At 61.9% G+C, this 19,862-nt stretch carries 19 protein-coding genes; 11 read left to right on the top strand and 8 right to left on the bottom strand.

Annotation, left to right across the window (positions count from 1 at the left end; all coding sequences use genetic code 11):
- Nucleotides 1-155: 155 nt before the first annotated feature.
- Complete coding sequence (locus SAZ10_RS11295) at nucleotides 156-902, bottom strand: NIPSNAP family protein (RefSeq protein WP_318609306.1); 747 nt, start codon at nucleotides 900-902, stop codon at nucleotides 156-158.
- A gap of 192 nt (nucleotides 903-1,094) precedes the next feature.
- Here SAZ10_RS11295 and uvrB point away from each other — a divergent pair, with 192 nt between their 5' ends.
- Nucleotides 1,095-4,130 carry an excinuclease ABC subunit UvrB gene (uvrB, locus tag SAZ10_RS11290; RefSeq protein WP_318609305.1) on the top strand — a complete coding sequence of 1,012 codons (3,036 nt, stop codon included), beginning with the start codon at nucleotides 1,095-1,097 and terminating at the stop codon, nucleotides 4,128-4,130.
- Between the two features lie 541 nt (nucleotides 4,131-4,671).
- A complete protein-coding gene (locus SAZ10_RS11285) occupies nucleotides 4,672-5,010 on the top strand; it encodes a 4a-hydroxytetrahydrobiopterin dehydratase (protein ID WP_318609304.1) in 339 nt (112 codons plus the stop codon).
- 94 nt (nucleotides 5,011-5,104) lie between these two features.
- On the opposite strand, the gene SAZ10_RS11280 is transcribed toward SAZ10_RS11285, so the two are convergent.
- The 3 genes from SAZ10_RS11280 to SAZ10_RS11270 form a co-directional block, all read right to left on the bottom strand.
- Complete coding sequence (locus SAZ10_RS11280; protein ID WP_318609303.1) at nucleotides 5,105-5,308, bottom strand: hypothetical protein; 204 nt, start codon at nucleotides 5,306-5,308, stop codon at nucleotides 5,105-5,107.
- A 70-nt stretch (nucleotides 5,309-5,378) separates the two neighbouring features.
- Complete coding sequence (locus tag SAZ10_RS11275) at nucleotides 5,379-6,683, bottom strand: divalent metal cation transporter (protein ID WP_318609302.1); 1,305 nt, start codon at nucleotides 6,681-6,683, stop codon at nucleotides 5,379-5,381.
- Nucleotides 6,684-6,788: 105 nt separating this feature from the next.
- Nucleotides 6,789-7,802 (bottom strand): PQQ-dependent sugar dehydrogenase, encoded by a 1,014-nt coding sequence (locus SAZ10_RS11270; RefSeq protein WP_412535198.1) that lies wholly within the window; start codon nucleotides 7,800-7,802, stop codon nucleotides 6,789-6,791.
- A 154-nt stretch (nucleotides 7,803-7,956) separates the two neighbouring features.
- Here SAZ10_RS11270 and SAZ10_RS11265 point away from each other — a divergent pair, with 154 nt between their 5' ends.
- The 4 genes from SAZ10_RS11265 (at nucleotide 7,957) to SAZ10_RS11250 (ending at nucleotide 10,636) form a co-directional block, all read left to right on the top strand.
- Nucleotides 7,957-8,421: a GNAT family N-acetyltransferase gene (locus SAZ10_RS11265; protein ID WP_318609300.1), complete on the top strand. Its 465-nt coding sequence runs from the start codon at nucleotides 7,957-7,959 to the stop codon at nucleotides 8,419-8,421.
- Nucleotides 8,422-8,458: 37 nt separating this feature from the next.
- Nucleotides 8,459-9,520, top strand: coding sequence for a CapA family protein (locus tag SAZ10_RS11260; RefSeq protein ID WP_318609299.1), 1,062 nt, complete (start codon nucleotides 8,459-8,461; stop codon nucleotides 9,518-9,520).
- Nucleotides 9,521-9,831: 311 nt separating this feature from the next.
- A complete protein-coding gene (locus SAZ10_RS11255) occupies nucleotides 9,832-10,044 on the top strand; it encodes a cold-shock protein (RefSeq protein WP_192689626.1) in 213 nt (70 codons plus the stop codon).
- A gap of 379 nt (nucleotides 10,045-10,423) precedes the next feature.
- Nucleotides 10,424-10,636 (top strand): cold-shock protein, encoded by a 213-nt coding sequence (locus SAZ10_RS11250; protein ID WP_318609298.1) that lies wholly within the window; start codon nucleotides 10,424-10,426, stop codon nucleotides 10,634-10,636.
- Between the two features lie 33 nt (nucleotides 10,637-10,669).
- Here SAZ10_RS11250 and SAZ10_RS11245 read toward each other — a convergent pair whose 3' ends face one another.
- Entirely contained in the window at nucleotides 10,670-11,377 is a 708-nt protein-coding gene (locus tag SAZ10_RS11245) for an HAD family hydrolase (RefSeq protein WP_318609297.1), read from the bottom strand.
- 333 nt (nucleotides 11,378-11,710) lie between these two features.
- Here SAZ10_RS11245 and SAZ10_RS11240 point away from each other — a divergent pair, with 333 nt between their 5' ends.
- A complete protein-coding gene (locus SAZ10_RS11240; RefSeq protein ID WP_318609296.1) occupies nucleotides 11,711-12,121 on the top strand; it encodes a BA14K family protein in 411 nt (136 codons plus the stop codon).
- 149 nt (nucleotides 12,122-12,270) lie between these two features.
- On the opposite strand, the gene SAZ10_RS11235 is transcribed toward SAZ10_RS11240, so the two are convergent.
- The 3 genes from SAZ10_RS11235 to SAZ10_RS11225 form a co-directional block, all read right to left on the bottom strand.
- The gene (locus SAZ10_RS11235; protein ID WP_318609295.1) at nucleotides 12,271-12,912 is read right to left on the bottom strand and encodes an MBL fold metallo-hydrolase; all 642 of its coding nucleotides are present in this window, start codon (nucleotides 12,910-12,912) and stop codon (nucleotides 12,271-12,273) included.
- A gap of 147 nt (nucleotides 12,913-13,059) precedes the next feature.
- Nucleotides 13,060-13,356: a hypothetical protein gene (locus tag SAZ10_RS11230; protein WP_318609294.1), complete on the bottom strand. Its 297-nt coding sequence runs from the start codon at nucleotides 13,354-13,356 to the stop codon at nucleotides 13,060-13,062.
- A 158-nt stretch (nucleotides 13,357-13,514) separates the two neighbouring features.
- A complete protein-coding gene (locus SAZ10_RS11225; protein WP_318609293.1) occupies nucleotides 13,515-14,408 on the bottom strand; it encodes a branched-chain amino acid aminotransferase in 894 nt (297 codons plus the stop codon).
- A 260-nt stretch (nucleotides 14,409-14,668) separates the two neighbouring features.
- Between SAZ10_RS11225 and SAZ10_RS11220 the strand changes: the two genes are divergently transcribed.
- The 4 genes from SAZ10_RS11220 to SAZ10_RS11205 all read left to right on the top strand — a co-directional run bounded on the left by SAZ10_RS11220 (nucleotide 14,669) and on the right by SAZ10_RS11205 (nucleotide 19,841).
- Nucleotides 14,669-15,202, top strand: coding sequence for a MarR family winged helix-turn-helix transcriptional regulator (locus tag SAZ10_RS11220; protein ID WP_318609641.1), 534 nt, complete (start codon nucleotides 14,669-14,671; stop codon nucleotides 15,200-15,202).
- Nucleotides 15,189-15,908 (top strand): response regulator transcription factor, encoded by a 720-nt coding sequence (locus SAZ10_RS11215; protein WP_318609292.1) that lies wholly within the window; start codon nucleotides 15,189-15,191, stop codon nucleotides 15,906-15,908. The genes SAZ10_RS11220 and SAZ10_RS11215 overlap by 14 nt, the downstream gene beginning before the upstream one ends.
- Before the next feature lie 408 nt (nucleotides 15,909-16,316).
- Nucleotides 16,317-17,705, top strand: coding sequence for a sensor histidine kinase (locus SAZ10_RS11210; protein ID WP_412535207.1), 1,389 nt, complete (start codon nucleotides 16,317-16,319; stop codon nucleotides 17,703-17,705).
- A gap of 330 nt (nucleotides 17,706-18,035) precedes the next feature.
- The gene (locus SAZ10_RS11205) at nucleotides 18,036-19,841 is read left to right on the top strand and encodes an LTA synthase family protein (RefSeq protein WP_318609639.1); all 1,806 of its coding nucleotides are present in this window, start codon (nucleotides 18,036-18,038) and stop codon (nucleotides 19,839-19,841) included.
- Nucleotides 19,842-19,862: the final 21 nt, after the last annotated feature.

The following is a 19,862-nucleotide window of genomic DNA, read 5'->3' as shown; positions in this document are numbered from 1 at the left end:
TTCCGCGACCCATTTTTTACTCCATGCTGTGACTTTGATGACCGCAGCATAAACGCAATTGGGGTTCGAAAGAGTTCCGCCCGTCGGGCTAATATTTATTGGAACCCACCTCTGGACGCGTTCGTTTCATTCGACGCGGCCGAGAGTTGGAAAACTCACCGCAGCAGCGACCGGGCCGTCGGCGTCAGCCTGAGCGTGTGCGGCGGCCCTTCGACATAAGCGGCGGCCGCTTTGGACGCCGCTATCCACCCGGCCGTCCCGGCAAGGTCGGCGCGGAATCGATCCAACCCGGCCACGTCGGCAAAGCGCGTGAGAATGACGAGGACCTGCTTGTCCGTCCGGACAGGAAGGGCTGGAAAATTGTTCTCCGTATTTTCGGTAACCAAGACCGCGACCACGTCCGCCCCTGCATCCTTCAGGATCGGGAGCATGTTGTCGCGATGCCAGGCCGCGAATTCAGCCACATCGCCGCGCACGGCAATGATGTTGATCGTGATGAGGCTCTTTGCCTCACCGGCCGCGCCTGGCACTGGCCGGTCCGTGACGTCGAGCGCGAAGCCACCGGCAGGCGTGGCCGGGCGCAGCAGCAGCACATTGTCGAAGCGGGTCATGGTGGCGTTCGCGGCATCCCGGTGCCTCATCCACACAGGCCCGCTGTAAAAAGCCTCCAGCGCCTTCTTGCGCGCGTCCATGTCGGCGAAGCCGCGCAGCCAGACGAAGCTGTCCGGGTTGTCGAGATCACGGAATTGGCCGATGACCGCCATGCCTTCGGTCTCCTGTCCCTCGATGAAATGCGTGTCGAAAACATCGATCAGCGTCTCACGCATGCCGGGCAGCAGATCGTATTGCCGCAATTCAATGATCGGGGAGTGCCATGAAACTTGTTTCCGATCGATCGCCACTCCTTGCTCCTCCTTGTTCGGCTGCCCGCATTCGGGGCGTTCAACGAGCTCGTTGGTAATCGGAGGAACGCTCGCCGGTCGAGCCGTCCAGCGCTCCGATCCTGACAACCTGCTGTCAGCAGCCTGTCGCCACGCCGGACCCGCTCCACATCGACCCTTTCCATCCGGGCGGACTCCGCCCATATTGACCCCATGGCCAAATCCCCCGCGAAAAAGACCGCCACGAAGAAGGCGGACGAGCAGACATTCGGCTCGCGCAAGCGGCGCAGCCCGCTGACCGATTTCCTCGATGCCTCCGAGCCGCTCGAGCCTGGCGGCTTCTCCGAAGCCCCACAGGCGGAGTTCGCCGGCACGCCGTTCGGCGGACCTGTCTCGAGCTGGGCCGAGCAGATCACGCGCGAGGCCGAGAAGGAGGGACGAAAGCCGCCCAAGGGACCCAAAAAGGTTCCCGAGCGCTCCTCCGCACCTACCAAGACTGCGCGCGGCACTTCGATGGGTGGCGCTGCCTCGGCGCGCGAACGTGCTGCGGCCGGTCTCAACCCGATTCCCGGGCTGGACATCGGGCTTGAAGATGCCGAAGCACTGCCCAGCGGCGGCGTCACCGCAACCGTCGAGGCGCTGTCGAAGTTGATCGAGAGCGGCAACCCGCTCCACAAGAACGGCCAGATCTGGACACCGCACCGGCCTGAGCGGCCCGAGAAGTCCGAGGGCGGCATAGCGCTGAAGATGGTCAGCGAATTCGAGCCGGCCGGCGACCAGCCGACCGCCATCAAGGATTTGGTAGAAGGCGTCGGCCAGAACGACCGCACCCAGGTGCTGCTCGGCGTCACCGGCTCGGGCAAGACCTTCACCATGGCCAAGGTGATCGAGGCGACGCAGCGCCCTGCCCTCATCCTTGCGCCCAACAAGACGCTCGCCGCCCAGCTCTACGGCGAGTTCAAGCAGTTCTTCCCTGAAAACGCGGTCGAGTATTTCGTCTCCTATTACGACTATTACCAGCCCGAAGCCTACGTCCCGCGCACCGATACCTATATCGAGAAGGAATCCTCCATTAACGAGCAGATCGACCGCATGCGCCACTCGGCGACGCGCTCGCTGCTGGAGCGTGACGACGTCGTCATCGTCGCCTCGGTCTCCTGCATTTACGGTATCGGCTCGGTCGAGACCTATACGGCGATGACCTTCCAGATGACGGTCGGCGACCACCTCGACCAGCGGCAGCTGCTCGCCGACCTCGTTGCCCAGCAATATAAGCGCCAGGAGGTGAACTTCGTGCGCGGCTCGTTCCGCGTGCGCGGCGACACGATCGAGATCTTCCCCGCTCACTTGGAGGACCGCGCCTGGCGCATCTCCATGTTCGGCGACGAGATCGAGGCGATCACCGAATTCGACCCGCTGACAGGCAAGAAGACGGGCGAGCTGAAGAGCGTGAAGATCTACGCCAACTCGCACTATGTGACGCCGAGGCCTACCCTCAACCAGGCCATCAAGTCGATCCGCGAGGAGCTGAAGTTCCGCCTCGAGGAGCTTGAGCGCGCCGGCCGGCTGCTGGAGGCACAGCGCCTCGAGCAGCGCACGCGCTTCGATCTCGAGATGCTCGAGGCGACCGGCTCCTGCGCCGGCATCGAGAACTATTCGCGCTACCTGACTGGCCGCAAGCCCGGCGAACCGCCACCGACGCTGTTCGAATACATCCCCGACAATGCGCTGATCTTCATCGACGAGAGCCACGTGACCGTACCGCAGATCGGCGGCATGTATCGCGGCGACTTCCGCCGCAAGGCCACGCTCGCCGAATACGGCTTCCGCCTGCCGTCCTGCATGGACAACCGGCCCCTGCGCTTCGAGGAGTGGGACGCGATGCGCCCGCTCACCGTCGCCGTCTCGGCCACGCCGGGCGGCTGGGAGCTCGACCAGTCCGGCGGCGTCTTCGCCGAGCAGGTGATCCGCCCGACCGGCCTCATCGATCCGCCGGTCGAGGTGCGACCTGCCAAGACACAGGTCGACGACGTGCTCGGCGAAATCCGCGACACGACCCGCAAGGGCTACCGCACGCTGGTCACCGTGCTCACCAAGCGCATGGCGGAGGACCTTACCGAATACCTGCACGAGCAGGGCATCCGCGTGCGCTACATGCATTCCGACATCGACACGCTGGAGCGCATAGAGATCATCCGGGACCTCCGCCTTGGCGCATTCGATTGCCTGGTCGGCATCAACCTGCTGCGCGAGGGCCTCGACATCCCCGAATGCGGCTTCGTCGCCATCCTCGACGCCGACAAGGAAGGCTTCTTGCGTTCGGAGACATCGCTGATCCAGACGATCGGCCGCGCCGCGCGCAACGTCGACGGCAAGGTGATCCTCTACGCCGACAACGTGACCGGCTCGATGGAGCGGGCGATGGCCGAGACAAACCGCCGTCGCGAGAAGCAGCTGGAATACAACAGCGCCAACGGCATCACGCCGGAAAGCGTGAAGTCGCGTATCGCCGACATCCTCGACTCTGTCTACGAGAAGGATCACGTCCGCGCCGATATCTCGCAGTTCGTCGACGATGCCGGCCAGATGATGGGCAACAATCTCAAGGCGCATCTGGAGTTCCTGCAGAAGAAGATGCGCGACGCCGCCGCCGACCTGAATTTCGAGGAGGCCGCGCGGCTGCGCGACGAGATCAAGCGGCTCACCGAGATGGAACTCGCGATCTCGGACGATCCGCTGGCGCGCGAGGTGGAGCGCGAGAGCCCGTCCTCCGGCCGCGAGAAGGGCCGCCACAACAAAGGCCGCGAGCGGCACAGGACCGTAGATGATGGCACGTCCGGCAAAGCTTCGCTCTTCGCAAAGCCTCGGCTCGACGACATGGGACGGGCCGGCGATTATGCCGAGCCGGCCAAGGCGCCGTCCAAGCCGCTGTTCCAGAAACCGTCGCTCGACGACATGGGCCCCGGCACCGACATCTCCAAGCCGGCCGGCGCAATCTCGCGCTCGCTGTTCAAGAAGCAGACGCACCAGGAAGCCCACGGTTCGGATTTCGGCGTGCCGGATGACGCCAGCAAATCGCTATTCCGCAAGAACACGCTCGACGAGATGACGGTGCGCCACACCGAAAAGCCCGTAGAAGGTGTTAAGCCCGTCAAGCGAGAGCAGATCGGCCTTGGCTCCTACGAGGAACCTGCTGATGAACGCCAGCGTTCCCGACGCTCGAGGAAGACAGGCAAGCCGGGAAACTAGAGTCGGGGTGGACTGATACGACATCGCCTTCTGAAGGACCCCTCATCCGTCTCGCCTCGCCTATGTCGCGGCCTGACAGCCGCGACATAGGCGAAGCGAGCCACCTTCTCCCACAAGGGGCGAAGGGGGAGCGTTGCTTTTGCGTCTCCGCCAATCTCTGACGTTCGAGATTTGCGGCGAGCTGAATGCCAGGCTCCCCCTTCGCCCCTTGTGGGAGAAGGTGGCTCGGCGCGCAGCGCCGAGACGGATGAGGGGTCCTCCAGAAGGCGATGTCGTATAAGCATCAGATGCGTCTTTCCTGTGCCCTCCCATTATCGCTGATTGCAGTTCGCCCGCTGAACGAAAGCCCGCGTCAGCGCGTTGATAGGACGCCATGCGCAAACCCACGAGAGCAGGTCCGCGCCCCGCACCACCGAAGCCGCCCAGGCGTGGCGACAGTACGCCGGCGACCGCCGTCAACAAGCGCCTTGCCGAGCAGACCCGTAAGTTCCTCGCCAAACATTATGCGAACAAATATCGGGTGAAATGAAGGGAGATTCTCATGACCGACAGCATTGCCCAGAAAACCTGCACGCCCTGCCGCGGCGGCGTGCCGCCGCTAACGCCGGAAGAAACGGCGACCTATCTTCCCCAAATCCCCGGCTGGGAGCTTCAGGACGACTCCCGCTGGCTGCGCCGCGATTTCAAATTTGCCGATTTCCGTGGATCTCAGGCCTTCGTCGACGAGGTCGGCCGGCTGGCTGAGGAAGAAGGCCACCACCCCGACATCTGCTTCGGCTGGGGCTATGCGACGGTCTCCTTGCAGACCCACAAGATCAAGGGCCTGCACGAGAACGATTTCATCATGGCCGCCAAAATCAATCAGATCGCCGGATCGTAGAAGCGCCCGGTATGCGCTGCAGGAGCATCTCGATGACTCCCGAACGTCCGACACCGGCCGAACAACCAAGGCGCTGCCGACGATGATCACGGTGTCATCGCTGAAGCCCCTCGGAGGCCTTGGCAAAGGGAACGATACCGGCAGCCACCGCGAGGAGCAGCGCGCACACGGCGATCATATCGTACCGCAGCCGACCCCACACCAAGGCGATCATCATCAGCGTGATAATGCCGACTGAAAGAAGCTGAGCTGTCGTCACGTCCGAGTTTCCGCAACCGTTCCAAACGCGGCTGGCCATGGTTCGTTGCCTGCCTCGCCGGCCCATCATCAGATGGGCTGGCGTGTGGTTAACCAGAATCGAAAGCTAGTCAGTAGATCCAGCCTATGAGCATCCCCACGAGGCAAATGGCCATCGCGCCCGTCGATGCCCACCCCAACCACCGCAGCCAGCCTCTGATCGTGAACTCGCCCATAATCTTTGCCTGTGCCGTCATCAACATCATCACCGTCATGACTGGGACGGCAACGACGCCGTTGATGACTGCAGTCCAGTAGAGCGCTTTGATCGGGTCGATCGGGCTCAGCGTGATCGCCACCCCAAGTCCTGTCGCTGCTGCCAAGGTAGAGTAGAATGCGACGGCCTCCCTCGGCTGCCGCGACAGGCCGACAGGCCATCGCCTTGCCTCGCCAATCGCATAGGCGGCAGAGGCGGCAAGAACCGGCACCGCCAGCAAACCTGTGCCGACGATGCCTAACGCGAAGACGGCGAAGGCAAAATCACCGGCGATCGGCCTCAGCGCGTCGGCCGCCTGTACCGATGTCTCGATGTTGGTGATGCCGGACTGATGCAATGTGGCCGCCGTTGCAACGATGATTGCCAGGGCAATCACGTTTGAGACGGCCATCCCGATCAGGGTGTCGGCGCGGATCCGCGAAAACGCATCGAGCGCCTGCCGCGGTGCCCGCAAGAGCCGCCTTCTCCCGTGATTGGAATGCAGGTCCTCGACCTCCTGCGAGGCTTGCCAGAAGAAAAGGTACGGTGAGATCGTGGTGCCGAATATTGCAAGGAGCGTCGTGAAGAACTCGCTGCTCCAGATGATGCGCGGAATCAACAGTCCGCCGACTGCCTGCTGCCATGGGACTTGCACAAAAAATACGACGACGACGTACGAAAATAAACTCAATGTCATCCATTTCAAAACCCGCGAATAACGGCTGTAGTTCATGAAGACAATCCCGAGCACACAGATCGATGCAAAAGCGATAACGAAAAGGGTGCTTGGCCCCCCGACCAGAAGCCTTGCGGAATCTGCCATTGCGCTCAAATCTGCTCCGATATTGATCGTGTTGGCTATGAACAGCAGGAGAACGATGAACTGCAGCAGCCAGTTGGGATAATGGCGGCATAGATTTCCAGCAATGCCATGCCCTGTGGTCCGCCCGATTCTCGCACTGATCTCCTGGATTGCGGCCATGAGGGGATATGTCAGCAACATCGTCCAGCTGATGCCGAACCCGAGTTGCGCCCCCGCTTGGCTATATGTCCCGATCCCTGACGGGTCGTCGTCTGAAGCGCCCGCGATGAACCCTGGCCCGAGACGCGCGAGACCATTCCTGAGTGTGCCCGTGACCGGGTTGCCCGGCTTATCCTTCTCCTGAGCTACGGAGTTCACCGATGGCCTCCGAGCGTCAGAACGAGAATGGCAGCGGCCCAGGCAAGGACCCTATCAACTCGCGTCAGCAATATCGGCATGGGGAGCCATCATCTGTCTCAGGCATCATCGCTTGAAGACGTAAATCGCGCCGCCAGTGTCGTCGGATACGAGGACAGAACCATTCGGCGCCTCCTTGACGTCGACGGGCCGACCGACGTTTCTGAGGAAGGTCATCGCCGAGACCGGACGGCCCCCCTGAAAGCGCACGCGCACGACCTGGCGCCCGACCGGAACCGTCCTGTTCCAGCTGCCGTGCTCGGCCACCAGCGCATCGCCGCCCAGGCTGCGGAAGAAATGGATTCCGAGGACTGCGACATGGGCCTGGAATTCGTAAACGGGCGGGATCTGCTGCGCGGGCGGCTGTGCCCTCTCGAACCCTTTGAGCCTGATCCGCCCTCCGAAATAGGGAAAGCCGTAGAAACCGCCCGATTGAAGCTCGTTCAGCTCGTCGGGCGGGATATCGTCGCCCATTCGGTCGGCGCCATTGTCGGTGAAGAACATGGTGCCGCCGCGCCAGTCGAAGCCGACCGAATTGCGCACGCCCCAGGCCACGCGCCGCAGATCGGAGCCGTCCTGGTTCATGCTGACGATGGTGCCTTGCAGCCCGCGCGGAGAGCAGATGTTGCAGGGCGAGCCCAATGAGACATAGAGGCGGGAATCGGGGCCGACCGCGATATAGCGCCGATTATGCACTCCCGAATTGGGCAGCCCTCGGCGAATTTCGCGCCTGCCGCCGAGTTCGCCCCCCTGCCCGATGTCGAAAGCGGCTACGCCATCGCTCGAAGCCACAAACAGACGGCGCCCGGCGCATGCGACCCCGTTGGCAACCGAGAAGCCGGAAGCGACCCGCCTGGCGCGACCGCCGGACGCCGGCACGGCATAGACCGAGGAGCCTAGGGTGCCCACGAATAGGGTGTCGCCGCAGACCGCCATTTGGCGCGCGCCCGGAATGCGGGCGAGAAGCTCGGCGCGCGCGGTGCCCGGACCGACAACCATCCCCCATACAACCATCGCTATCGAGGCCAGCGAAAGAAATCCGGTCGGGAGAAATTCGGACTTGCCGGAAGAGACGTCCATCGGAGCGCTCGGAAAACAAGTTGAATTTGTTTAAGGGAATTGGAGCGGCCTGTTCTCGTTTCAAGTCAGGGTCTACCCCGCACTGGCGGAGTAGCGGTCGAGCAAGGCACAACTAACATGCGAGCGAAGCTTTCTGGCACGTCCGTCGAGTAGCATGAAGACAAGAACTCAGGCACATGAACTGCGGCCGTCAGTCGAATCTGACTATGATGCGATCGCCGAGGTTTGGCATAGCAGCGCGAGCCTGCCGGGGGTCGGTCCACCCACCATGCCGACCTTGGGCGAGCTGCGAAAATGGGTTGATCTGGAGTTCGCAGCCGGCTGGAGCGTGACGGTTGGCGTGCGCGGCGGCAATGTCGTCGGCTTTGTAGCGATCAAGCGTAGCCAAGCGGTGCTCGACCAATTGTTTGTACGACCCGGATCAATTGGCAATGGTTTGGGTCGGGCCCTTCTCTCGGAAGCAATGGCGGCAATGCCAAACGGGTTCACGCTGTTCACACGGTCAGCGAACACGAGAGCTCGCCGCTTCTACGAGAAAGCGGGGCTTGTTTTTCTGCGCCACGATGTGCATCCCCGAACCGGAGATCCGGTAGCCTACTATGGGTGGAATATCCGGTGATCGAACCAGCCCTAGCACTTGTCGCCATCGAGGCTCCGTGTCCAACTTCCCGCTTACCTACAAGCTTTCCTGGCTGCCTCGCCTCCTGAAGCCATCCCTCGCTGGCGATCGGCAGGGCTTCCTTCCGCCGCAAGCTACGCTGCTGTCGCCAATGCCCGTTCGAACGAGACGGCTCGTCTTCCTGGGCGACATTTCGGCAGTGGCCAATCGCGAGGCGCCGGAAATCGAAGGGCAGCTGAGGGGGGTGATTTCTTCGGCCGACCTGGTGATCGGCAATTGTGAAAGCCCGGTCGTCGAGAAGATACGCCGGCCGCTCGGAACCGCCGCAGGCACGCGCCATGCCATGACGCCTCTCTTTCTCGCCGAGACGATGGCGGCTGCGGGGATGGCCCCATCAAAGCTACTCCTCTCGCTCGCCAACAACCACATGCTCGATCAGGACCAAGACGGCTATGCCGAGACCCGCGAGGCATTGGCAAGCGCCGGCATCGCAACGATCGGCGCGGCGGAGGATCGACTGTTGCGCGAGATCGAACTCGGAGGCGTGACCGTCGCCTTCGCGGCGTTTACCGAATGGCGCAACACCGGTCGCGAAGCCTTTGCAGGCCGGGTGACGATGCTCGCCGACCTCGCGGAGCGGGACTTTGCGACCCTGCGCGGGGCCAAGGCGGATCTCGTATGCGTCGTCGCGCATTGGGATCGCGAGTTCCGGCACTTCCCGCAACGCGCGACGCGCAAGCTTGCACGGAGCCTCACTCAGGCCGGCGCCGGCTTGATCGTAGGGCACCACGCACATGTGCTGCAACCGGCGCACCGAATTGGGCAGACCCTGACGGCTTACGGTCTCGGCGATTTTCTGGGCACTGCCCTGCCCCGTATCCCATGGCCCGCCCGGCTCGGGGCAGTTCTCGTCGTCGAGGTCAGCCTTGATCCTTCGACAAGGGGCCGTGTCGCCGCTTACCGGTTTGTGCCGTTCCTGCGTGAGCGCCTCGGCCGGCGCGAAAGGCTCGTCCCGCTTGAGGCTAAGACGGGCTCTCTTTCGAACAAGGCGCGCCGCAGGTTCGCTGCGATCTTTCCGGGTGCAAGAATGCCGGACTGAGCCACGCGACCGATGCCGTCAGCCGGCGCGCTTGGATCCGTTGAAAACGGCCGGAATTTTAGCCCCCTCTCACTTTACTTGAAACCTTCACATTTCCATGCGATAAATTTTGTGTTCGGGCATTTGCTGTCCCGGAGACTGGACGTTTTGGACGAACCTTTCCCCGACACTGTGAATATCTGACGGCCCCGCTTTGGCGGGGGGTATAACCGTGCATCCGACGCACGACCGCCAAGAAAAACCACCGGACCTCCGCACGCCGCCAACGGGCGAAGGTCTTTTTAGACTAATCGGGCGAAGGAGCTTCCCCAATGGCGCAGACTGGTACCGTGAAATTCTTCAATACCACCAAGGGCTTCGGATTCATCACGCCCGACGGCGGCGCGAAGGACGTGTTCGTCCACATCTCGGCGATTGAGAAGTCCGGATTGCGCACGCTGGTCGATGGCCAGAAGGTGACGTTCGACGTCGAGCCGGATCGCATGGGCAAGGGCCCAAAGGCAGTCAATCTCCGCGTCGTCTGACCGGCTGCCGTCGGGGGGCGGTTCGGAAGGTACAATGCACAAAAGGGTGCTGCAGTCACTTGCAGCGCCCTTTTTCCACTTGGGGCGCTTTTTTCGCGCGATGTTTGTTCTCCCGTCACTGCCGCGCAGCGAAAAGTTTCTCTTGCCCGCTCGCAGAAAATAAAGGACAAACTGTCGGTTCGGGCATTTGCGGGCCCGGAGACCGGAATAGCAAGGCCGGGGACAAGACCTAAAGGCGCCCTGGAGCGATCGCTCGAGAGACGGCTCTGCGCCGTCTCGTTGCGATCTCAGACTGTTTCTTCTCCTCCAGTAAACGACCGAACCTGCGCGATCCGGAACTTTTCGCGCAGATGAATCAATGGGAGAAAAGGAGTTCCCCATGCCGCAGACCGGCACTGTCAAATTCTTCAACCATGCCAAGGGATTCGGCTTCATCACGCCGGACGACGGTCAGAAGGACGTCTTCGTCCACATTTCAGCCGTCCAGGCCTCAGGCCTCCCGGGCCTCGAAGATGGGCAGAAAGTGAAATTCGAGACCGAGCCGGACAAGCGCGGCAAGGGCCCGAAGGCGGTCAATCTCACGCTCGGCTGAGGCCGTTCGCGACCGCTTCGTCGTCCCGGGGAGTCACTGCCCCTCGATATCGGCAATCATCCGCTCGAGTTCGCCGAGCCGTTCGATCTGCCGGAAGCGAGGGTGGCTCTCCGGAGCATCCGCATGTTCTGCAGCCCAGGTGAGCTCGTGCGGGACGTAGATGCCCCAGCCGCCGGCCTCGATCGCTGGGATCACGTCCGATTTCAGCGAATTCCCGATCATCATCGCCTGTTCCGGTCCGTCGCCGTGGCGTGAAAAGACGCGCCGGTACGTGTCGGCATTCTTGTCGCTGACGATCTCGACTGCGTCGAACAGTTCGCCGAGCCCCGACTGCGCGAGCTTTCGTTCCTGATCGAACAGATCTCCCTTGGTGACGAGCACGATACGATAGCGATCCTTCAGCGCCTCGACTGCCTGTCGCGCCTCCGGAAGCGTCTCGATCGGATGCGAATGCATTTCTCGGCCCATGGCGATGATCCGGCCGATCGCATCGCCTTGGACCTTACCGCCGGTCACCTCGATCGCGGTCTCGATCATCGACAGCGTGAAGCTTTTGATCCCGAAGCCGTAGACGCCGAGATTGCGCCTTGCGGCATCCAACAGTCGCGCCGAAATGCCTGGCGCATCCAGGTGCTCCCCGAGAAGCTCGACAAAACGCGCTTCCGTCATCCGGTAGAACTGCTCGTTCTGCCAAAGCGTATCGTCGGCGTCGAAGCCGATGGTCGTCAGGCCTTTGCCCATGCCCGCCAAGCTTCCCTGGAACTCTCTATCGCTCGTCGCTCGCGCGACTCTTTGCGGATGATAGAGCATGATCCCGAAAAGTTGCAGACCTTTCGGACAGCGCAATCTGCAAAAACAGGGAGCTGGGGCGGGATCAATCAACCGCTCCAATTCCTTCCATTTGGCGGAATTCGCGCTTCGCGACACTAGCCTGCGGAACATTGGTCCGAGCATAATTGGCGCGATTTCCGCCTCATTTTTCGTTCAGGTTGGGTTCAGGGAAGCCGGGCTATTCCTTGGCGCCGATGCCGGCGGGCCCTCCCCTTGAGCCGGTCTGGCGTGAAGGAGAACAAGATGAACCGCTTTTTGAAGTCCACCATACTTTCGGCTGCGCTTGCCGCGACCACGCTGACGGCGCTGGCGCCAGCCGAAGCCGGTGACGGGTGGCATCATCACAACAATTCCGGCAATGTCGTTGCGGCCGGTGTGCTCGGCCTCGCTGTAGGTGCGCTTGCGGCCGGCGCACTGAGCCCTCCCTATCGGCCGGTCTACGACTACTATGATGGGCCGGTCTACGCTGCTCCGCCGCCGCCCCCGGTCCGCCGCTATTACGCTGAACCGCGCGCCGCGTATTATCGGGCGGGCCTCGAGCCATGGAGCCCCGAATGGTACCGCTACTGCGGCGATCGTTACCGCAGTTTCGATCCTAATTCGGGCACCTTCGTCGGTTACGATGGGCGCGAGCATTTCTGCGTCGCGAACTGAACCTGCCTCCCGTTCAGCGCGAGGCGCCGTCAGCAATGGCGGCGCCCTTTTTTTCGCATCGGCCAGACCGATGCGTAGCGGTTTCGGACAGATCCAGTGCTCAACAGAGAGATAGAGCGGTGTGGCGATCCATTTGATCCTACGACGCTCTAAACCAGGAACGGATTGTCGCGCCGCTCGTCACCAAAGCGGCTGCCAGGACCGTGACCGCAGATGAAGCCGATGTCGTCGCCGAGAGGCAGGAGTTTCTCCTTGATCGAGCGGATCAGCGCGGCATGATCGCCGCCCGGCAGGTCGGTCCGCCCGACGGAGCCGCGGAACAGAACGTCGCCGACATGCGCGAAGCGTGCGGCACGGTTGAAATAGACGACGTGCCCCGGCGCATGACCCGGGCAATGAAGAACCTCGAACTGATGGCCGCCGAACGAAACGGTCTCGCCCTCGGTCAGGAAGCGGTCCGGCGTGCAGTTGCGGACCGAGTTGCTAAGCCCGAAGTACAGAGCCTGATTTTCCAGATTTGACAGGAGCGGCAGGTCTGCCTCGTGCGGGCCGATGATCTCCACGCCAAGCGCATCCTTGAGTTCCATCGCTCCGCCCGCATGATCGATATGGCCGTGCGTGATCCAAATCTGCTGGACGTCGATCTTGCTGGCGCGAACGGCTTCAAGGATCTGATCTATGTCACCGCCTGGATCGACAACCACACCCTCTCTGGTCGCGGTGTCGAACAGAATGGCGCAATTCTGCTGGAACGGCGTGACGGGAACTATGCCGGCATTCAACTGACCCATGCCGAACTTCTAGTGCATCGGACCGAAAAGGCGAACCGGTTTTCAGATGAATCCGACGTTAGACAACCAAGTGTGATGCCGGAGCCGGTTGCCCGCCAATAGAAGCGGGCGGCCTAGCCACCGCCCGCTAGAACGACAATTCAGCGCTCAGGCTCTTTTCATGCTGTTCATGACTGCGCCGACGATCGCCGTGAGTATGGCGCCGCCGCCGACACCGCCGACCACATCGCCGAGCATCCCGCCGAGGGCACCGGCAGTCGCCGGATCGCCGCCGCCGACAAGGCTGGTGAGAATCTGGCCCCCGGCAATGCCGCCAATGCCGCCAGCAAGGATCTTGGGCAGCTGCGTCATCGCGGCATTCTTGATCGCAGCACCGACCGCCTGACCACCGATGACACCGGTAACAATCTGCACCACAAGCTGAAGTAGCACATTACTGTCCATTGGTCTTTCCCTCCGTATCGGCCGACATCTTTTGCGAGTCGGTCAAGAACATGGAGACGCCGAATACGGAGAAAGTCAAATATTACTGTTCGTGAATACAAATGTGACGGGCGGCTCGAGGCCGCCCGTCACAGTCACAATTGCGATAGTGGAAAGTGCTATTCGGCTGCGATTGCGTGACTCGGCTGCACTGCCGCCGAATAGTCGCTCATCAGCTTCTGGGTGATCTCGCCAACTTCGAAGCGATAGGGTCCGATCTCGGCAACCGGCGTCACCTCTGCGGCCGTGCCGGTGAGGAAGCACTGCTCGAATCCTTCCAGCTCGTTCGGCATGATCGCCCTCTCGATCACCTCGATGCCGCGGTTGCGCGCGAGATCGATCACCGTCCTGCGCGTAATGCCGTCGAGGAAGCAGTCGGCGGCGGGCGTGTGAAGCTTGCCGTCCTTGACGAAGAAGACGTTGGCACCGGTCGCCTCTGCGACCTGCCCCCGCCAATCGAACATCAGCGCATCGGCATAGCCCTTCGCTTCCGCAGCATGCTTGGAGATGGTGCAGATCATGTAGAGTCCGGCCGCCTTCGCTCGCGATGGCGCCGTCTTCGGATCGGGTCGGCGGTACTCCGCGATGTCCAGTCGGATGCCTTTCAGCTTCTGCGCCGGATCGAAATAGCTCGGCCACTGCCAGATGGCGATCGCGCAGTTGATTCGGCTGTTCTGCGCAGAGACGCCCATCTGCTCGCTGCCGCGCCAGGCAATCGGCCGCACATAGGCGTCGGTGAAGCCCTGCTTCTTCAACAGGGTGCGGCAGGCATCGTCGATCTCGGCTACGCTATAGGGTATCTTGAAGCCAAGGATACGGGCTGATTCGTGCAGGCGCTCGGTATGTTCGGTAAGCTTGAATATCTCGCCGCCATAGGCGCGTTCGCCCTCGAACACTGCGCTCGCATAATGAAGCCCGTGGGTCAGTACGTGAATCTTGGCGTCCGCCCATTTGACGAACTGGCCGTTCATCCAAATGAAGCCATCGAGCTGATCGAAGGGAACAGATGCCATGGTGACCTCCCGCGGGCGGCCCGCCCGCATGTCGTTGGTTGTTGCAGCTAACCGCCGAAAAACGGCGCATTTGCAGACCAAAGTAGGGCTGCAAACGGGCAAACGCAAATTCGGAGGAAATTCCGAAAAATCGGTTTTCCCTTGCCTTTTCGTTCGCAATCGGTCGAAAAGCTTGTCGAAAATTACCAGCCGCAATAAATTAAGTCAACAAGGCTGACATAAATTAGGACTGACATTTTCGGGCGAAGCGGAAACTGATGGTGGCAGAACGAAATGGAGTCGCGGTGAAGCCCATCCGCACGGCGCTGACGGGCGACGAAGAGATCGACTTCTCGATTATCGAGCTTCTGTTCTTCGCCTATCGGGATTTCACCTCAGACCCTGATCAGATCCTGGCTGACTACGGGTTCGGACGCGCCCATCACAGGGTGCTGCATTTCGTCAACCGTATGCCGGGGCTGACCGTGGCCGAGCTGCTGGAGGTGCTCAAGATCACCAAGCAAAGCCTGGCCCGGGTCTTGAAGCAGCTGATCGACACAGGCCACATAGTCCAGGTTCAGGGACCGCGCGATCGTCGCCAGCGCGAACTCTACCCGACGGCAAAGGGGCGGGCGCTGGCGCTGGCACTTGCGCGGCCACAGTCGCGCCGTATCCGTCGTGCATTAGAGGAAACAGGGCTGGCCGAGCGTGATAGGATCGAGCATTTCCTGAAGGCGATGGTCAACCCGGAATTGAGGCCGCAGATAGATAGTCTACCCGCGAATGAGCATGGGGAGAGGCATGGAAACGAGTGAGCTTCCCAACCGTTCGGCGTCGCCCGGCGACGACGCTCCGCATCTGCTCGTCATCGACGACGACACCCGAATCCGCAACCTGCTGAAGCAATATCTCACCGAGAACGGCTTCCGCGTCACGGTGGCGGGCACGGCAGCGGAGGCACGGCGCAGGCTGGAGGGGCTCGACTTCGATCTCCTTGTGATCGACGTGATGATGCCGGGCGAGAATGGAGTCGACCTCACCAAGTCATTGCGGGCCGAGAAGCAGGTGCCGATCCTGATGCTGACGGCGCTGTCGGAGGTGGAGAGCCGCATCAGCGGGCTGGAAGCCGGCGCCGACGACTATCTGCCCAAGCCGTTCGATCCGCGCGAGCTGATCCTGAGGATCAACAACATATTGCGCCGCGGCGGACCCCAGTCCGTTCCCAAGGTCGAGCAGATCGTCTTCGGCCCCTATACCTTCCAGATCGCAAGGCGAGAGCTCAAGAAGGGCGGCGAGCCGTTGAAGCTCACCGACCGCGAGCAGGAGATTCTGGCGATCTTCGCCGAGCGCGCCGGCGAGACCATCCCGCGCCATGAACTGGTCGGCAACTCTTCCGAGGTCGGCGAGCGTACGATCGATGTGCAGATCAACCGGCTTCGCCGCAAGATCGAGCGTGACCCGGCAAACCCTGTCTGGCTTCAGACGGTGCGCGGCATAGGTTACCGCCTGAGCGTCGAATAGCAGGCAGACGCATAAGGGTGTAGGCGTTCGCGTCAGGCGTCGGTCTGGCATGAAGCCGCTCCCGCGGGCAGCCCTGCCCCAAAAGCTTTTCTGGCGGCGCCCGAGAAACTATGTTGTCGGAAACGGCTAAGCAGGTTCCGCAAAACTGGTCCACGGCTTTGCGATAAGGATCTGCTCGGGGCAGAAAGGAACCAGGCAAGCATCCTTCGGAAACCGGTGGATGCATGTCCAGTTGCCTGGTCGGCATGATGCGCCAGTTGCGGAGCGATCCGGGTGGCGCGATGGAAAGGATAGATGGCCGCTTCCGATACGAGCCAGGACGCAAGGCCGACCTTCTACACGCGGCTTTCACAGGCTTTCTCGCCAGCGAAGGCCGTTGACGCCGTGCGCGTTTCGCGCGCCGGGGTAATGGTGTCGGCACTGGCCAAACGGATCTGGACCAACCCGATCTACCAGCAGGCCAAGAGGAACTGGACCTGGTTCTGGCGGCTCGTCGCCCGTTACATGCCGAAGCGGCTCTATGCGCGCTCGCTGATCATCGTGATCGCACCGATCGTTTTGCTGCAATCGGTCATCGCCCTCGTCTGGATGGAGAGGCAGTGGCAGACCGTGACCCAGCGCCTCTCCGAGTCGGTGGTCCGTGACATCGCTGCAATCGTCGATATGGTCGAGACCTATCCCAAAGGCGACGATTACGGCAGCGCGATCCGGATCGCTCAGGACCGGATGGGGTTGAAGATCGACATATTGCCGCCGGACCCGCTGCCGCCGCCAGGCCAGAAGCCGTTCTTCTCGGTGCTCGACGATGCGCTGAGCGACCAGATCACCACCAGGATCGGCCGGCCCTTCTGGCTTGACACCGTCGGCAATTCCAACATGATCGAAATCCGCATCAAGCTGGACGACAAGGTGCTGCGGGTCTTCGCTCGCCGCAGCAGCGCCTACCCGTCGAACTCCCACCAATTCATAGTGTGGATGGTCGGCACCTCACTGGTGCTGTTGATGATCGCGATTCCGTTCCTGCGCAATCAGATCCGCCCGATCCTGCAGCTGGCCGCGGCTGCCGAGAGCTTCGGCAAGGGCCGCCCGCCGCCCGAGAACTTCAGGCCGCGCGGCGCCGAAGAGGTGCGGCGCGCCGGCCTTGCCTTCATCCAGATGCGAGAGCGCATCGAACGGCAAATCGAACAGCGCACGGCGATGCTCTCAGGCGTTAGCCATGATCTGAGAACAATCCTGACGCGCTTCAGACTGCAACTCGCGCTGCTAGGAAAGGAGCATGCCGAGACGTTGAACCAGGACGTCGACGATATGCAGTCGATGCTTGAAGCTTACTTGGCCTTCGCCCGGGGCGAAGCGGCGGAGGACACGGGCAGCTTCGACCTGGAATCCTTCTTCGAGAAGCTCGAGGAGGAAGCCGAACTACGCGGCCGCAAGATCAAGACATCGATCATCGGCGATCCCGAGGTGCAAGTCAGGCCGGATGCCTTCTCTCGGCTCCTGGGCAACATCGTCGGAAACGCTTTCCGCTACGCCCCAAAGGTCGACATCAAAGCCGTGCACTCCCGCGACAAGCTCACCGTGACGGTCGATGACGACGGACCGGGCATCCCGGCGGAGCACCGCGAAGATGTCTTCCGCCCCTTCTACAGGCTGGATTCGGCGCGCAACCAGGATTCCGGCGGCACTGGACTGGGCCTTTCGATCGCGCGCGACATCGCCAGAAGCCATGGCGGCGACATCACACTCGACACCAGCCCGCTGGGCGGCCTGAGGGCTATCATCCGGGTTCCGGCATGAGGCGGGGCCGCCACCCGGCAGGGTCGAGCTCGGCCTGGCGATAAAACCGACGCTGCCCGCCTTTCCTGATTCACTTTGCAACAAATTTTGTCCGGCGCGTGACCGCCAAGCGGCCCACTCGCGTTGTTTGGACCGCAACCGAGTGTATCAATGACAGTTTAGTGACAGCACAATGACATTTAGTCGTTTCAGGGTTGGAGTTTAGTGTTGCCAGAGTTGGTGCTGAGCGTCGCGGCCCCCGCAGACGACGACCACTGGATTGATGATTCCACACGTGGCCGGTTCAGGAACTGGTTCTCAAAGCCCCCGGTCCGCGCTTCGATCTCGCTGATGATCACTCTGGTGCTCGCGGCCGGGTTGGCGTTCGGGGTTGAGCTGATCGCGCGCGACTCGTTGTCGGCCGCGCTTGCCTTCTTCAGCGACATCCACCGGCCTGCGTTGGCGACGGTCGGCGTGTTCGTGTTGGCGGCGTTGGCCATCGACGCGTTCCTCGGGCGGGCTCATGCCGGATTGCTCTTGCTTGCTCCGCTGGCCCTGATCCCGGCATGGATCAACAGCCAGAAGGGAATCTATCTCTCCGATCCGTTCTACCCCACCGACTTCCTTTACGCCCGGCAGATCTTCGACCTTCTGCCGCTGCTCGTCGCCGAGCGGCCCAAGTCGGCTGTCGCGCTTGCCGCGGCAGCCATATGCGGCGTCATCCTGTTCGTGGCGGCCGTCGTCGCCTGGCGGCGCAGAGCACCGAGGCTCTCGCGTAAAGGCCGTTTCATGCGGCTTGTGCTGGCAGTGCCGGCTCTGACTGCCTTCGTCTCGATGATGGATTACGCGACCTTCTCATGGGCCCGCGACCGCCTGCGGATCGTTCCGATCATGTGGGATCAGAAGGAGAACTATGCCGTCAACGGCTTCACGCTGGCCTTCGCGCTCAATCTCCCGATGGCCGAAGTCACGAAGCCGGCGGGCTATTCCGCCGAGACCATCGATAAGATCCCCGGCTTTCCCGCGGCAACTGTGCCGGACGACAAGCCCGACATAATCATCGTCATGAGCGAATCCTTCTGGGACCCGACGCAGCTGCCAGGTGTGACGATCACTCCCGACCCGCTTCCGACCGTGCGCGAATTCCGTTCCGGCTCGATGTTCTCGCCGGAGTTCGGCGGCATGACGGCCAACATCGAATTCGAGGCGTTGACCGGCTTCTCGAACGCCTTCCTGCCGTATGGCAGCATCCCGTATCAGCAATATATCAGGCGGCCGCTGCCGTCGCTCGCCAGGTTCTTGCGAAGTGAAGGCTACGCGACCCGCGCGCTACATCCCTTCAGCGGATGGTTCTGGAACCGCAGTCCCGTCTACCAGTTCATGGGCTTCGATGGCTTCCTTTCGGAAGAGAAGCTGCCGCCGCTCAGGAAGCGCGGCCAGCTGGCGTCAGATATGGCCTTCACCGACGAGATTATCCGCCAGGCTGAGCAGATCAGGGAGCCGCTCTTCTTCTTCGCCGTAACCCTGCAGGGCCACGGCCCCTATGAGCCGAACCGCTATCCGGATGCCATGCATGTCGCCAAGGGGCAGCTGAGTGCCTGGTCGAGCGGCTCCATCACCACCTATGCGGAAGGGGCCTCGGATGCGGATGCCAGTCTAAAGCGGCTGCTTGACTGGGCCTCGAAGCGCAAGAGAAAGACCATCGTCGCCTTCTTCGGCGACCACCTGCCGCCGCTCGGCCCCGTTTACGTCGAAACGGGTTTCATGAAGGACAAGGTGGCGAACCGTCATGCGCCGGCCGCCGAAATGGCCAGGGAGCACGACACGCCGCTCGTCATCTGGTCGAATTGGGCCGGAGCGGTCAAGGACATCGGCGAGGTGAGCCCGGCCTTCATTCCGTTGCACGTTCTGACGACAGCCGGGATCATGCATCCCTACTACACGGGTTTCCTCGGCCGCATGCACAGCCAGTTCCATGTCGTCGACCGCAACATGCTGATTTCGGCCGACGGGAAAGATTTTCCGGATTGGGCCAGGAAAAAGCCGATCGATCCCGCGATCAATGATTTTCGTCTGCTGCAGTACGACGTTATGTTCGGCAAGCACAGCGGAATCTGGAAATTCTTCCCTGAGGCCGAGAGTTCGCCGCCTTCCTGACCCACCTGACGGCCGGCCGCC

This window comes from Mesorhizobium sp. BAC0120 (assembly GCF_033542235.1).
GTDB lineage: Bacteria > Pseudomonadota > Alphaproteobacteria > Rhizobiales > Rhizobiaceae > JAWRCU01.
This window is presented reverse-complemented; position numbering and strand designations above follow the sequence as displayed.

Coding starts and splice junctions, on each gene's coding strand:
- uvrB (WP_318609305.1), top strand. CDS start 1,095: ATGGCCAAATCCCCCGCGAAAAAGACCGCCACGAAGAAGGCGGACGAG.
- SAZ10_RS11285 (WP_318609304.1), top strand. CDS start 4,672: ATGACCGACAGCATTGCCCAGAAAACCTGCACGCCCTGCCGCGGCGGC.
- SAZ10_RS11280 (WP_318609303.1), bottom strand. CDS start 5,308: ATGGCCAGCCGCGTTTGGAACGGTTGCGGAAACTCGGACGTGACGACA.
- SAZ10_RS11270 (WP_412535198.1), bottom strand. CDS start 7,802: ATGGACGTCTCTTCCGGCAAGTCCGAATTTCTCCCGACCGGATTTCTT.
- SAZ10_RS11265 (WP_318609300.1), top strand. CDS start 7,957: ATGAAGACAAGAACTCAGGCACATGAACTGCGGCCGTCAGTCGAATCT.
- SAZ10_RS11255 (WP_192689626.1), top strand. CDS start 9,832: ATGGCGCAGACTGGTACCGTGAAATTCTTCAATACCACCAAGGGCTTC.
- SAZ10_RS11250 (WP_318609298.1), top strand. CDS start 10,424: ATGCCGCAGACCGGCACTGTCAAATTCTTCAACCATGCCAAGGGATTC.
- SAZ10_RS11245 (WP_318609297.1), bottom strand. CDS start 11,377: ATGGGCAAAGGCCTGACGACCATCGGCTTCGACGCCGACGATACGCTT.
- SAZ10_RS11240 (WP_318609296.1), top strand. CDS start 11,711: ATGAACCGCTTTTTGAAGTCCACCATACTTTCGGCTGCGCTTGCCGCG.
- SAZ10_RS11235 (WP_318609295.1), bottom strand. CDS start 12,912: ATGGGTCAGTTGAATGCCGGCATAGTTCCCGTCACGCCGTTCCAGCAG.
- SAZ10_RS11230 (WP_318609294.1), bottom strand. CDS start 13,356: ATGGACAGTAATGTGCTACTTCAGCTTGTGGTGCAGATTGTTACCGGT.
- SAZ10_RS11225 (WP_318609293.1), bottom strand. CDS start 14,408: ATGGCATCTGTTCCCTTCGATCAGCTCGATGGCTTCATTTGGATGAAC.
- SAZ10_RS11215 (WP_318609292.1), top strand. CDS start 15,189: ATGGAAACGAGTGAGCTTCCCAACCGTTCGGCGTCGCCCGGCGACGAC.
- SAZ10_RS11210 (WP_412535207.1), top strand. CDS start 16,317: ATGGTGTCGGCACTGGCCAAACGGATCTGGACCAACCCGATCTACCAG.
- SAZ10_RS11205 (WP_318609639.1), top strand. CDS start 18,036: ATGATCACTCTGGTGCTCGCGGCCGGGTTGGCGTTCGGGGTTGAGCTG.